12 protein-coding genes are annotated in these 13,506 nt (G+C 70.2%); 9 read left to right on the top strand and 3 right to left on the bottom strand.

Annotated elements, in window-relative coordinates:
• Nucleotides 1-376: 376 nt before the first annotated feature.
• Nucleotides 377-1,183, bottom strand: a complete 807-nt coding sequence (locus tag ABDW35_RS05435) for a CHAP domain-containing protein (RefSeq protein ID WP_343712839.1) — start codon at nt 1,181-1,183, stop codon at nt 377-379.
• A 572-nt stretch (nt 1,184-1,755) separates the two neighbouring features.
• Between ABDW35_RS05435 and gabD the strand changes: the two genes are divergently transcribed.
• From gabD to ABDW35_RS05400, 7 genes are all read left to right on the top strand, one after another.
• On the top strand, nt 1,756-3,213 hold the full coding sequence (gene gabD, locus ABDW35_RS05430) for an NADP-dependent succinate-semialdehyde dehydrogenase (RefSeq protein ID WP_343712838.1): 1,458 nt from the start codon (nt 1,756-1,758) through the stop codon (nt 3,211-3,213).
• The gene (rpiA, locus tag ABDW35_RS05425; protein WP_343712837.1) at nt 3,210-3,920 is read left to right on the top strand and encodes a ribose-5-phosphate isomerase RpiA; all 711 of its coding nucleotides are present in this window, start codon (nt 3,210-3,212) and stop codon (nt 3,918-3,920) included. The genes gabD and rpiA overlap by 4 nt, the downstream gene beginning before the upstream one ends.
• Nucleotides 3,921-4,003: 83 nt before the next feature.
• Nucleotides 4,004-4,687, top strand: coding sequence for a class I SAM-dependent methyltransferase (locus ABDW35_RS05420; RefSeq protein WP_343712836.1), 684 nt, complete (start codon nt 4,004-4,006; stop codon nt 4,685-4,687).
• 126 nt (nt 4,688-4,813) lie between these two features.
• Nucleotides 4,814-6,196 (top strand): glutathione-disulfide reductase, encoded by a 1,383-nt coding sequence (gor, locus tag ABDW35_RS05415; protein ID WP_343712835.1) that lies wholly within the window; start codon nt 4,814-4,816, stop codon nt 6,194-6,196.
• On the top strand, nt 6,193-6,942 hold the full coding sequence (locus tag ABDW35_RS05410) for a class I SAM-dependent methyltransferase (RefSeq protein ID WP_343712834.1): 750 nt from the start codon (nt 6,193-6,195) through the stop codon (nt 6,940-6,942). The genes gor and ABDW35_RS05410 overlap by 4 nt, the downstream gene beginning before the upstream one ends.
• A 143-nt stretch (nt 6,943-7,085) precedes the next feature.
• Complete coding sequence (locus tag ABDW35_RS05405; protein WP_343712833.1) at nt 7,086-8,474, top strand: 3-deoxy-7-phosphoheptulonate synthase class II; 1,389 nt, start codon at nt 7,086-7,088, stop codon at nt 8,472-8,474.
• A 25-nt stretch (nt 8,475-8,499) separates the two neighbouring features.
• Nucleotides 8,500-9,672 carry a nicotinate phosphoribosyltransferase gene (locus ABDW35_RS05400; RefSeq protein WP_343712832.1) on the top strand — a complete coding sequence of 391 codons (1,173 nt, stop codon included), beginning with the start codon at nt 8,500-8,502 and terminating at the stop codon, nt 9,670-9,672.
• Nucleotides 9,673-9,681: 9 nt separating this feature from the next.
• Here ABDW35_RS05400 and ABDW35_RS05395 read toward each other — a convergent pair whose 3' ends face one another.
• Nucleotides 9,682-10,212 carry a hypothetical protein gene (locus ABDW35_RS05395; RefSeq protein ID WP_343712831.1) on the bottom strand — a complete coding sequence of 177 codons (531 nt, stop codon included), beginning with the start codon at nt 10,210-10,212 and terminating at the stop codon, nt 9,682-9,684.
• Nucleotides 10,213-10,297: 85 nt separating this feature from the next.
• On the opposite strand from ABDW35_RS05395, the gene pabB reads away from it, so the two are divergent.
• Nucleotides 10,298-11,719, top strand: coding sequence for an aminodeoxychorismate synthase component I (pabB, locus tag ABDW35_RS05390; RefSeq protein ID WP_343712830.1), 1,422 nt, complete (start codon nt 10,298-10,300; stop codon nt 11,717-11,719).
• Entirely contained in the window at nt 11,719-12,522 is an 804-nt protein-coding gene (locus ABDW35_RS05385) for an aminotransferase class IV (RefSeq protein ID WP_343712829.1), read from the top strand. The genes pabB and ABDW35_RS05385 overlap by 1 nt, the downstream gene beginning before the upstream one ends.
• Before the next feature lie 6 nt (nt 12,523-12,528).
• Here the strand turns inward: ABDW35_RS05385 and ABDW35_RS05380 are convergent, their stop codons facing one another.
• The gene (locus ABDW35_RS05380; RefSeq protein WP_343712828.1) at nt 12,529-13,494 is read right to left on the bottom strand and encodes a PHB depolymerase family esterase; all 966 of its coding nucleotides are present in this window, start codon (nt 13,492-13,494) and stop codon (nt 12,529-12,531) included.
• Nucleotides 13,495-13,506: the final 12 nt, after the last annotated feature.

Here is a 13,506-nt window from a genome sequence, read left to right as displayed (position 1 = left end):
GGCCGAAACCGCCTCGATGCTCACGATGGGACTGCTCGATTGCAACATTCGGACGCCGCCCGGACAACGCCACCAATGGCGGTCGGGCTGCGGCACGATCAAAAATATCGATCCGTCCCGATTCCGGGTATTTACAATTTTGTATATTCTCAGATCGTGGTGAAGATGGATCGGAGATTAAGGATTTGTATTCATTATTGTGAATGGAATGAAATGCTTCGTGAGAAGATTGTCCTGAAGGCGTGGCGGTGGAGTATTATTGAGTTGGATTTTAGCCTGCCGGCCCTGCTGCTCCGGTGCCACGACCGAAAAGACGAAGGCCCGCCCACGGTGGTGGACGGGCCTCGCCGGAAGCCGAAGCGTGTGGGGCGGTCGGTCAGTCGGCGCGTTCGGCGACCTGGGTGTTCGGCGCGTAGATGAAGCCGTAGGTCGGGTAGACCGTCGTCCCCATCTGGCCGGTCGGCTGGTGCCAGAAGCGGGTCTGGCTCCAGTCGTTCTTGGCGGAGACGTCGATGACCCGGGCCGGCTCGTTCACCCGGCCGCGCGGCGCCCAGTTGGCCTGGTCGACGATGATCTCGCGGGAGCTGACCACCCGGCGCACCACCGCGACATGGCCGCGCCGCATCGAAGCATAGCGCTTCAGCACGATCACCGAGCCGGCGACCGGCATGCGGCCGCGGTTGTAGCGGCCGGCGGCGGCATCCCACCAGCGCCAGGCGTCGCCGGAAATCTCGAAGCCGGTGAGCTCGCGGGCGAAGGGAACGCAGGACCAGCGGCGATGCTGGGCCTTGAGCGCGGAGACGCGCTGGATCTGCCGCTGCTCGGTGACGTTGCGGGCCGTCAGCTGGGCGCGCGGGGCCGGCACATCGGCGACGGCCGGTGCCCGGGCGGGGCGTGGGGCCGGAACGGCGACCGCCACCGGGCTCGACGCCGGGGCAACCGTCTGGCCGTTGGTGGCCGCATTGCGGACAGCGCCTTCGACCCGGTCGCTGGCTTGGCCGGCGGCGGCGGCCGCGGCGGCATTCAGCTCACGCGTCGTGCGCGACGCGGCATGGGCGGGTTCGCTGAGGAGGGCGACGCTGCAGACCAGCGTCAACAGACTGGCAGTGAGGACACTGAGTGGGCGCTTGGCCCGAAGATGGATGCTCTGGATTCTGAGGTCATAGTCAGTGTCGCGGGTCATCACTGGCCCGTCCCCCCTGCGCTGTTTCAACCGGACTGCACTCGCTCCCTTGGCGCTCCAAACGGATGCAGCGCCTTTCCGTCCGGCTCGTCCGGTGACCCCAGTCACCGCCCCCTCGCCGGCAAGGACATCTAGTAACATTCTGAAATATTCCCTGCCAAGCGAAAATGACACGTTTTCGCCCGATTCCTGCCCGCTTTGGAGAGCCAGTACAAAAGTCATGCCGGTTCATGTATTGCAGGCGGGTGTAAAAAAATTATTCGACTTTTGTGGAGTGCATAGATCGCTCCGTTCACCTATTCGGCTGGCCGATAACACGATGCTGGAAAGTCGAAAGGTTCAATTGATTGGTAGTACTATTTAAGGGCAGGGAAGCGAAGCGGCTGCTAACATCTTCAATGTCCGACAAAACGCGCCGATGTTCCGGTTTTGGACCTTGCGCTGCGGCGGCGAGCTCCGCGTCCCGCGCATAGCTGGATGTCGGGCGCCCTGGCAGCCTTCCGCCGGCCGCGTTACAACCTCCCTCCGAGATCCAGGCGGACGGACACGCCGAGAAGAGGGAGACCGAACCGATGCAGCTCACCGACTCGAAGCTTTTCCGCCAGCAATGCTATATCGACGGCCGCTGGGCCGATGCCGATGACGGGCGGTCGATCGACGTCACCAACCCGGCCGACGGCACGAAGCTGGGCACCGTGCCGCGCGCCGGCGCCGCCGAGGCCCGCCGCGCCATCGCCGCCGCCGACAAGGCCTGGCCGGCCTGGCGGGCCAAGACGGCGCAGGAGCGGTTCACGATCCTGCGGCGCTGGTTCGAGCTGATGATGGCGAATCAGGAGGATCTGGCGAAGCTGATGACGGCGGAGCAGGGCAAGCCGCTGGCCGAGAGCCGCGGCGAGATCGCCTATGCCGCCAGTTTCGTCGAATGGTTCGCCGAGGAGGGCAAGCGGATCTACGGCGACACCATCCCGGCCCCGGCCGGCGACCGCCGCATCGTCGTGATCAAGCAGCCGATCGGCGTCTGCGCCGCGATCACGCCCTGGAACTTCCCGGCGGCGATGATCACCCGCAAGGCCGGCGCGGCGCTGGCCGCCGGCTGCACCATGGTGGTCAAGCCGGCCAGCGAGACGCCCTATTCGGCCCTGGCCCTGGCGGAGCTCGGCGAGCGCGCAGGCATTCCGGCCGGCGTGTTCTCGGTCGTCACCGGCAGCGCCAGCGAGATCGGCGGCGAGATGACGTCGAGCCCGATCGTCCGCAAGGTCACCTTCACCGGATCGACCGAGATCGGCAAGCTGCTGATCCAGCAATCGGCGTTGACGGTGAAGAAGGTGTCGATGGAGCTGGGTGGCAACGCGCCCTTCATCGTCTTCGACGACGCCGATCTCGACGCCGCGGTGCAGGGGGCCATCGCCTCGAAGTACCGCAACACCGGCCAGACCTGCGTCTGCGCCAATCGCCTGCTGGTGCAGGACGGGGTCTACGACGCCTTCGCCGCCAAGCTGGCCGAGGCGGTGGGCAAGCTGAAGGTCGCCGACGGCATGGCGGACGGCGCGCAGCAGGGGCCGCTGATCAACATGAAGGCGGTCGAGAAGGTCGAGGAGCATATCGCCGACGCGGTGGAGAAGGGGGCCCATGTCGCCCTCGGCGGCAAGCGCCACGCCCTCGGCGGCACCTTCTTCCAGCCGACGATCCTGACCGACGTGACGCCGGAGATGAAGGTGGCGAAGGAAGAGACCTTCGGCCCGCTGGCGCCGCTGTTCCGGTTCAGGACCGAGGAGGAGGCGATCCGGATGGCCAACGACACCGAGTTCGGCTTGGCCTCCTATTTCTACAGCCGCGACATCGGCCGGATCTGGCGGGTCGGCGAGGCGCTGGAATACGGCATCGTCGGCATCAATGAAGGCCTGATCTCGACCGCCGTCGCCCCCTTCGGCGGGGTGAAGGAGAGCGGCCTGGGCCGCGAGGGCTCGCATTACGGCATCGAGGACTATCTCGAGGTCAAATACCTGTGCATGGGCGGGCTGAACCGGTGAGCGAGACGCTGTCGCCGCAGGAGCAGGGCAAGCGCGCCGCCGGCGAGGCCGCGGCGGCGCTGGTCGAGGACGGGATGCGGCTGGGCCTCGGCACCGGCTCGACCGTCCGCTGGGTGCTGGAGGCGCTGGGCCGCCGCATCCGGGAGGAGGGGCTGCGCGTCACCGGCATCCCGACCTCCGAGCAGACGGCGGAGCGGGCGCGGGCGCTGGGGATCCCGCTGACCGACTTCGCCGCCACCGAGGCGCTGGACCTCTGCATCGACGGCGCCGACGAGGTCGAGCGCGGCACGCTGCGCCTGATCAAGGGGCTGGGCGGGGCGCTGCTGCGCGAGAAGATCGTGGCCGAGGCCTCGTCCCGCTTCATCGCCGTGGTCGACGGCTCGAAGATCGTCCGCACGCTCGGCGAGAAGGCGCCGCTGCCGGTCGAGGTCACGGCCTTCGGCTGGGAGGCGACGGCCCGCCGCCTCTCGGCCTTCGGCGGCGCCCCGGTGCTGCGCCAGCACGACGGTGCGCCGGTCCGCACCGATGGCGGCAACCTGGTGCTGGATTGCGGCGGCTTCGCGCCGATCCGCGACCCGGAGGCGCTGCAGGCCCGGCTCAAGACCATCGCCGGCGTGGTCGAGACCGGGCTGTTCCTCGGTGGCGCCGAGCAGGCGATCGTCGGTCAGGCGGCCGGCACCACCACATTCCTGAAGCCCGGGGCCTGATTTTTGGGGGAGGTCGCGGTGATGCCGCGGTTCTCCGCCCCGGCTAGGGTGGGTCATCGCACAGTCGAGATCAGGAGACTCGCATGACCCTGGCCCAGGCCAATTACGGCACCTGGCATGCCGACCCGCAGCGCGAGGTCGCGATGGCGGACGGCCACCGGCCCTATTGGGAGCATTTCATCGGGCTGGTGCCGGAGACGGACCTGGCCGGCAGGGACGTGCTCGATTTCGGCTGCAACCGCGGCGGCTTCCTGCAGCTGCTGCACGCGCGGCGCCCGTTCCGCTGGGGCCTCGGCGTCGACATCGCCACCGACTCGATCGCCGCGGCCGAGGCGGCGAAGGGCAGCCTGCCGGTCGAGCATCGGGTCGCGACCGACCTGTCGCCCTGGGCCGGCCGCTTCGACATCGCCTTCAGCTACGAGGTGATCTACCTGCTGCCGGACATCGCCGGCCACGCGGCGCAGATGCTGCAGGCGCTGCGCCCCGGCGGCGTCTACTACGCCGTCACCGGCTGCCACACCGACAGCCCGCTCTGGCCGCGCTGGCGCACGCTGATCGGCGGCACCACCAACGCCCCGGTGCAGGACCGGTCGCCCGACGACTATGCCGAGGCCTTCGCCGCCGCCGGCTTCACGGTCTCGGTCAAGAAGTTCGGCTTCGACGGCTTCGTGCCGGCCGGCAAGGACCGGCGCTACTATCCGAAGCTGGTCGATGCCATCACCTATGGCGCCGAGCACAAGCTGCTGTTTCGCATGGTCAAGGCATAGCCGGTCTGCGGACCGAACGGGCTTGCCTCGAAGGGGTTCCGCGGCCCAAATGCCACGTGAACCCCTTCCCGCGCGGCCGGTCCCCGGCCGCGCCGCTTTGACCGCGCAAGGCGGTCCGGACGAGCCATGAGCGGATACGACTTCGACTATTTCGTCATCGGCGGCGGCTCGGGCGGCGTGCGCTCGGCCCGCATCGCGGCGCAGCACGGCGCCCGCGTCGGCATCGCCGAGGAGCGCTACTGGGGCGGCACCTGCGTCAATGTCGGCTGTGTGCCGAAGAAGCTGCTGGCCATGGCGGCGCATTTCTCCGCTGATTTCGAGGACGCCGCCGGCTTCGGCTGGACTGTTCCCGGCGCGACCCATGACTGGGCCACGCTGATCGCCCGCAAGGATGCCGAGATCGGCCGGCTGAACGGCATCTACCGCAAGCTGCTGACCGGGGCCGGCGCCACCATGTTCGACGCCCGCGCCGTGCTGGTCGACGCCCATACGATCGATGTCGGCGGCCGGCGCGTCACCGCCGACCGCATCCTGGTGGCGACCGGCGGCTGGCCGGTGCTGCCGGATAAGCCCGGGGTGCGCGAGCACGCCTTCACTTCGAACGAGGCGTTCCATCTGGAGCGGATGCCGCAGCGCGTGGTGATCGTCGGCGGCGGGTATATCGCGGTCGAGTTCGCCGGCATCTTCCACGGCCTGGGCGCGGAGGTGACGCTGGTGCATCGCGGCGACATGGTGCTGCGCGGCTTCGACGACGATCTGCGCGTCCATCTCGCGACCGAGATCGGCAGGGCCGGGGTCAACCTCCGCCTGGGCTGCCAGGTCGAGGGCATCGCCAAGGTCGGCGACGCCCTGGCGGTGACGCTGAGCAATGACGAGGTGATCGCCGCCGACGGGGTGATGTACGCCACCGGCCGCAAGCCGAATACGGCCGGTCTGGGGCTGGAGGCGGTGGGCGTCGCGGTCGATGCCGACGGCGCGATCATCGTCGACGAGCATTACCGGACCAGCGTGCCAAACATCTACGCGCTGGGCGACGTCACCGACCGGCTGAACCTGACGCCGGTGGCGATCGCCGAGGGCCACGCTTTGGCCGACACGCTGTTCGGCAACAAGCCGCGGGTGCCGTCCTACGAGAACGTGCCGACGGCGGTGTTCTCCAACCCGCCGATCGGCACGGTCGGGCTGACCGAGGCGGCGGCGCAGGCGCGGTATGGCGAGGTCGATGTCTACCGCGCCGTGTTCCGGCCGATGCGCCACACTTTGTCGGGCCGCGAGGAGCGGACGCTGATGAAGCTGGTGGTCGACCCGAAGACCGACCGGGTGCTGGGCTGCCACATGGTCGGGCCGGACGCGCCGGAGATCGTGCAGGGCCTGGCCATCGCCCTGACCTGCGGCGCCACCAAGGCGCAGTTCGACGCCACCATCGGCATCCATCCGACCGCGGCGGAGGAGTTCGTGACCATGCGCAGCAAGGTCGAGCGCCCGGCCAGCCCGGGGCTGGCGCAATGACGGATTCGCCGCAGAACGTCTATGACGACCCGGCCTTCTTCGCCGGCTATGCGGCGCTGCGCGAGACCGAAAGCGGGCTGAACGCCGTTCTGGAGCAGCCGGCCTTCGCCCGGATGCTGCCGGCGTCGCTGGCCGGCCTTCGCGTTCTCGACCTCGGTTGCGGCTTCGGCGACTTCGCCCGCGCCGCCCGGGCAAAGGGCGCGGCGTCGGTGCTGGCGGTGGACGTCTCGGCCAGGATGCTGGCGGAGGCGGGCCGGCGAACGGCCGATTCCGGCATCCGCTATGAACAGGCCTCGATCGAGACGATGGAGATGGGCGAGGGCGGTTTCGACCTGATCGTGTCGTCGCTCGCCCTGCACTACGTCGCGGACTACCCGGCTGCGGTCCGGCGGATCGCGGCGGCCCTGGCGCCCGGCGGCCGCTTCGCCTTTTCGGTCGAGCACCCGATGTGCACCGCTCTGGGCGGCAGCCAGTGGCAGCGCGACGCCGAAGGGCGAAAATTGCATTGGCGGGTCGATCGCTATGGCGAGGAAGGGCCGCGGCAGACCCGCTGGTTCGTCGACGGGGTGATCAAGCACCACCGCACGATCGAGACCTATGTCGGCACCCTGATCGCCGCCGGGCTGGTGCTGGCGCGGCTTGAGGAGCCGGGGCCCGTGCCGGAAGCGCTGGCATCCCGGCCGGCGCTGGAAGAGGAGCGTCGCCGGCCTCCCTTCCTGCTGCTGGCGGCGGACAAGCCCGGGTAACAACCGACTCGCACGCCATCCTTGTCATGGGAGGGCTGCGCTGCGACGCTGGCGTTGCCGGGGGCGCAGGCGTATAGCCTCCATCCGGTCCTGCCCGCGACAGGGAGAGCGCGGGCGGGGGCGCAAGTGCGGAGTGTACGGCGATGGCGGAACGGTGGACCCCTGACTCCTGGCGCGCGCTGCCGGTGAGGCAGATGCCGCAATATCCCGACGCGGCCAAGGTCGCGGCGGCGGAGCAGACCCTGTCGAAGTACCCGCCGCTGGTCTTCGCCGGCGAGGCCCGGTCGCTGAAGGCCTCGCTCGGCCGCGTCGCCGACGGCCGCGCGTTCCTGCTGCAGGGCGGCGACTGCGCCGAGAGCTTCGCCGAGTTCCACCCGGACAAGATCCGCGACACCTTCCGCGTGCTGCTGCAGATGGCGGTGATCCTGACCTTCGGCGGCGGCCTGCCGGTGATCAAGGTCGGCCGCATGGCCGGGCAGTTCGCCAAGCCGCGCTCCGCCGACATGGAGACGATCAACGGCGTCTCGCTGCCCTCCTATCGCGGCGACATCGTCAACGGCGTCGATTTCGACGAGGCGTCGCGCGTGCCGGACCCGGCCCGCATGGTGCAGGCCTACAACCAGTCGGCGGCGACGCTGAACCTGCTGCGCGCCTTCGCCCAGGGCGGCTATGCCGACCTGCACAAGGTGCATCAGTGGAATCTCGGCTTCGTCACCCGGTCGCCCTGGGGCGAGCGCTACGAGGCCTTCGCCAACCGGATCGACGAGGCGCTGGAGTTCATGGCGGCCTGCGGCGTCACGGCCGAGACCACGCCGGCGATCCGCGAGACCGATTTCTACACCAGCCATGAGGCGCTGCTGCTGCCCTATGAACAGGCGCTGACCCGCATCGACAGCACCACGGGCGACTGGTACGACGTCTCGGCCCATCTGCTGTGGATCGGCGACCGCACCCGCCAGGCCGACGGCGCGCATGTCGAGTTCCTGCGCGGGGTGAAGAACCCGCTGGGCCTGAAATGCGGCCCGTCGCTGGATCCGGACGACCTGATCCGCCTGATCGACGCGCTGAACCCGGACAACGAGGCCGGGCGGCTGACGCTGATCGTGCGCATGGGCGCCGACAAGGTGGTCGACAAGCTGCCGGCGCTGCTGCGCCGGGTGCGTGACGAGGGCCGCATCGTGGTCTGGTGCTGTGACCCGATGCACGGCAACACCATCACCTCGCCCTCCGGCTACAAGACCCGGCCGTTCGACCGGATCCTGTCCGAGGTGCGCGACTTCTTCGATGTGCATCGGGCCGAGGGCACCCATCCCGGCGGCGTGCATTTCGAGATGACCGGCCAGGACGTCACCGAATGCACCGGCGGCGCCCAGGCGATCACCGACGAGGCGCTGTCGCTGCGCTACCAGACCGCGGTCGACCCGCGGCTGAACGCCAGCCAGTCGCTGGAGCTGGCCTTCCTGATCGCCGAGAAGCTGAAGCAGGAGCGCAGTGCGCAGGACGCGGCCCGTCGTGCCGCGGCCGCGGAATAGCAACCCTTCCAAGGGAACGGCGTCCATGACCCCAACGGTCGACGATCTGTCGCGCTGGACCGACAAGTACTTCCTGCGGACCAAGGGCATCGTCGAGCGTTTCGGCGACACCCGCGTCACCTATGCCGTGTTCATGCGCCGCCCGGTGGTGGCGGCGCCGCGGCTGGCCATCGAATGGCTGCAGCAGGTGGCCGAGGAGCGCGGCTTCACGGTCGAGATCGACCTGCGCTACGGCGAGGGCAAATGGGTCGGGTCGGGCGAGCCGATGCTCTACATCACCGGCCCGCTGCGCCATCTGGTCGACTGCGAGACGGTGCTGCTGCAGAAGCTGGGTCCCGCCTGCGTCGCCGCCTACAACGCCTACACCATGTGCGCGGAGCTGCCGCGCGCGGCCTTCCTGGCGATGGATGCGCGGCACTGCGCCGGCACCGAGATGGCGGAACTGATGGCCTATGCCGCCAGCGTCGGCTCGGCCCGGGCCAAGCGCAAGCACGACGCCAAGGGCTTCATCGGCAACGCCACCGACGCCACGGCGCATTTCTTCGGCCAGGCCGCCGGCCTCGGCACCATGCCGCACGCTTTGATCGGCTATGCCGGGTCGACCGTCCGCGCCGCCGAGATGTTCCACGAGGTGTTCCCGGACGACGCGCTGACCGTCCTGGTCGACTATTTCGCCCGCGAGGTCAGCGACGCGCTGGAGGTCTGCCGCCGCTTCCCCGACATGGCGGCGACCGGCCGGCTGTCGGTGCGCATCGACACCGGCGGCGGCCGCTACATGGAAGGGCTGGGGCCCGGCGAATCCTACGCGGTGCTGGAGCGGCACGTGCCCGAGGCGGTGCGCGGCTACCGCAGCGAGGAGGAACTGCGCCACCTGATCGGCACCGGCGTCTCGGCCGCGGCGATCCACCATCTGCGCGACAAGCTGGACGAGGCCGGCTTCGGCAAGGTGCGGATCGTGGTGTCCAGCGGCTTCAGCCCGGCCAAGTGCCGGGTGATGGCGCTGGCCAAGGCGCCGATCGACGTGGTCGGCACCGGCAGCTTCCTGCCGGAGCGGTGGAGCGAGACCTACGCCACCGCCGACATCGTCGAGTATGACGGCAAGCCGATGGTCAAGGTCGGCCGCGAATGGCTGCTGCGGCTGCGCCCGGACGGCAGCGCCCGGCCGGGGCCGGACACCATGGCCGGCTCGGGGATCTGACGGCAGCGATCAGGGCTGGGCCGGCTTCGACCGCCGGCCTCGCGGCTTGCCGTCCTCCCGGTCTTCATCCTCCGTGTCGTCGATCGCGCCGCGCTCGATGTCGCGCTCGACCGAGGCGCTGAGCCGCTGGAACAGGCCGAGGCCCAGCATCATGCCGGTGCCGGCCACGATCAGCGCGGTCGGGTACAGCAGCAGGTTCACGTCGTCGCGCGCCACCTTGAAGATCACCACCAGGGCTTCGAGGAAGACGGCGATGACCATGGTCGACATGAACTTGGTCAGGCTCTTGCGCACCTCGGAGGCGCGGCGCCGTTCCTGGCCGCGCGCGACCTCCTCCTCCAGCAGGTACTTGGCGACGTCGAAGACCGCGGTGGCGATGATCAGGTAGCCGATGACGTCCAGCATCGCCGTGTCGGTCGCGGCGTGCGGCGTCTGGAAGGTCGTCACCACCGAATAGATCGCGTAGCCGGTCAACCCGGCCGCCAGAAGCATCAGGATGACGCTGACGAGCAAGAAGGCCAGGCGGGAAACCAGTTCCATGGATGCCTCCCGAAGGCGCGGCGGTGTGTCCCGACCCGCCGCGTGCTAGCTTCGGGCTGCGCCGTTGCCGGAGCCCGATCGATACGTGAACCACAGCTTGGCCACTCCGTTCCCTTCGCCCGTCACCCTGTCGCCGCACCTCCTGCGCCGACGGATCCCCTGGCGCGACCCGGTCGAGGCCTTCGCCGCGATCCGGCGGCGGTCCCGGCCGGTGCTGCTGGATTCCGCCCTGGTCGACGGCACCCGCGGCCGCTGGTCGCTGATCGCGGCCGATCCGTTCCGATGGATCGAGGCCGGCGCCGCGGAGACGCCGGCCGATCCCTTCGGCGCCATCGCCGCGCTGCTGGCCCGTTACCGCGTCGAGCCCGATGCGGAGCTGCCGCCGCTCGGCCCGGGCGCGATCGGCTTTCTGGGCTATGAGGCCGGACGGTTCGCCGACCGCATGCCGGCGCCGCAGTCCGCCGGGCTCGACCTGCCGGACATCGCCTTCGGCCTCTATGACTGCGTCGCCGTGTTCGATGCGGTCGAACGGCGCGCCTGGGTGCTGTCGACCGGCTGGCCGGAGGAGGATCCGGTGGCCCGCCGCCACTGGGCGCAGGCGCAGGCCGACGACCTTGCCGCCGCGATCGCCGGTGCGCCGCCGCTGCCGCCGCCCGATGCCACGCCCCGCGGCGTCTGGCGGTCGGAGATGCCGGCGGACGGCTATCGCGACGGCGTCCGCCGGATCCGCGACTGGATCACCGCCGGCGACATCTACCAGGCCAACCTGACCCAGCGCTTCCTGGCCGATTTGCCGGACGGGCTGGACCCGTTCACGCTGCACCGCCGCCTGCGCGCCCTGTCGCCGGCGCCCTTCGCCGCCTTCCTCGACCTGGGGCAGGGGCGCTGGATCGCCAGCGCCTCGCCGGAGCGGTTCCTGGCGGTCGATGCGATGGGGCGGGTCGAGACCCGGCCGATCAAGGGCACCCGGCCGCGCGGCATCGACCCGGCGGCCGATGCGGCGCTGGCGGCAGAGCTGCAGGCCAGCGTCAAGGACCGGGCCGAGAACCTAATGATCGTCGACCTGCTGCGCAACGACCTGTCGAAGGTCTGCGCTGTCGGCAGCGTCCGCGTGCCGGCGCTGTGCGGGCTGGAGACCTTCCCTCGGGTGCACCACCTGGTCTCGGTGGTGGAGGGGCGGCTGGCGCCGGGCCGCGGCGCGGTCGACCTGCTGCGCGCCTGCTTCCCTGGCGGCTCGATCACCGGCGCGCCGAAGATCCGGGCGATGGAGATCATCCGGGAGCTGGAGCCGGCGCGGCGCGGGCCCTATTGCGGCTCGGTGGTCCATCTCGGCTTCGACGGGTCGATGGATTCCAGCATCGTCATCCGCACGCTGTGCGGGGCGCTGGGGCAGGTCGCGGCCCAGGCCGGCGGCGGCATCGTCTACGATTCCGATCCGGACGCCGAATATGACGAGGCCATGGTGAAGGTCCGGCCGCTGCTGCAGGCCCTGGCGGGGGCCGGCTGATGCCCTGGCTGAACGGCCGGCTGCTCGCGGCCGGGGAGGCCTGGATCGATCCGGCCGACCGTGGCTTCACCCTCGGCGACGGGCTGTTCGAGACCATCCGGGTGCGGGACGGCGCCGCGGTCTGGCTCGACCGGCATCTCGCGCGCCTGGCCGAGGGCTGCGCCGTGCTCGGCATCCCGGCGCGCTTTGGCGACGCCGTTCTGGCCGAGGCCTGCGCCGCGGTCATCGCGGCGGAGGGGATCGGGGCGGGCGCGCTGCGCCTGACCGTCAGCCGCGGCGCCGGCCCGCGCGGCGTGCTGCCGCCGGCGACGCCGACACCGACCATACTGGTCGCCGGCCATGCCGGGCTGCCGCCGCAGTCGCCGGTGACCCTGGTGGTTGCCCGCGGCACCTGCCGCAACCAGGCCTCGCCGCTCAGCCGGGTCAAGTCGCTGAATTATCTCGACGCCGTTCTGGCCCGGCGCGAGGCGGCGGAGCGCGGCGCCGACGACGCGGTGATGCTGAACACGGCGGGCCGGGTGGCCGAGACCACCATCGCCAACCTGTTCGCCCGGATCGACGGTAACTGGGCGACGCCACCGGTTGCGGAGGGGGCGCTGCCCGGGATCATGCGGGCCGAGGTGCTGGTGCGGCTGGGGGCGGTCGAGCAGCCGATCCCGGTTGCGGAGCTGCAGCGGGCGGACGCATTGCTGCTGACCAACGCCCTTTCGATCCGCGCTGCAGCCCGACTGGAGGACAAGGTTCTGTCCGCCGAGACGGAGGCGGCCGCAGGGCTGCGCCGCGAGCTTGGCCTGCCGGCCTGACCGGCGCTACAGCCGCGGATGGTCGGCGAAGAAGTGCCAGATATGGGGTGTGGCGGCGAAGCCGGGCGTCATGCGGCCGTCGGGCCAGGCGTGGTAGCCGCCTTCGACCACGTCGAACCGCACCGCGGTCCCGGAGCGGCAGTCGGGATAGTCCTCGACCTTGATGCCGAGGACCGTCGCACGTTGCACCGGCTCGGTCCTGCAGCCGTCATAGGCCGCCCAGAAGGCCACGGAGTCCTGCACCGGCGGGAACTTGGCGCGGGCGTAGCTCTCCCGCTCCGCCGTGCCGTCGAACGGCACGGCGCTGTCATCGGTGCCGTGGATGTGGATCACCGAGACGGGGTGGCTCGGGGTGCAGGACGGCACCAGGATCGCGCCCGAGACCACCGCGACGCCGGCGAAGATGTCGTCGGCCTCGCAGGCCAGGCGATAGGCCATCATGCCCCCGGCGGAGAAGCCGGCGGCGTAGACGCGGTGGCGGTCGATCGCCCGCGACTGCTCGATCTCCGAGACCAGCGCGCGGACGAAGCCGATGTCGTCGGCATCCTGCCGCATGGCCGCGCCGCAGCAGTCCCCGGCATTCCAGCTGAACTGGTTGGCGGTCTCGGCAGTCGGCTTCGCGCGGCCGGTGCCGTTCGGGTAGGCGACGATGAAGCCCTCGGCATCCGCCTCGTCGTCGAATCCGGTCAGGGTGACCGCGGCCGCCGCATTGGCACCGCCGCCATGCAGCACCACGACCAGCGGCAGCGGCCCGTCTCCCTGGGCCGCCGGCGGCAGGTGCAGGGTGTAGCTGCGGGAGATGCCGTCGACGGGCAGCGTCGCCTCGACATCCGTGCCGGCGGCCCGGCTCACGGCTGTCGACAGCGGCAGGGCAAGCGCCGCGATGACCGGGAACATCAGCGCCTGCACAAATCGTCGTATCATCTCTGCCGTCTCGATCGGGTCCGCCGGCAGGATAACGCGGCCGGCCATGAAGGCCAGCCG

The sequence above is a fragment of the Inquilinus sp. genome (assembly GCF_039594555.1).
Taxonomy (GTDB): domain Bacteria; phylum Pseudomonadota; class Alphaproteobacteria; order DSM-16000; family Inquilinaceae; genus Inquilinus.
The sequence above is the reverse complement of the archived record's forward strand: the minus strand, read 5'-3'. Positions and strand labels throughout refer to the sequence as shown.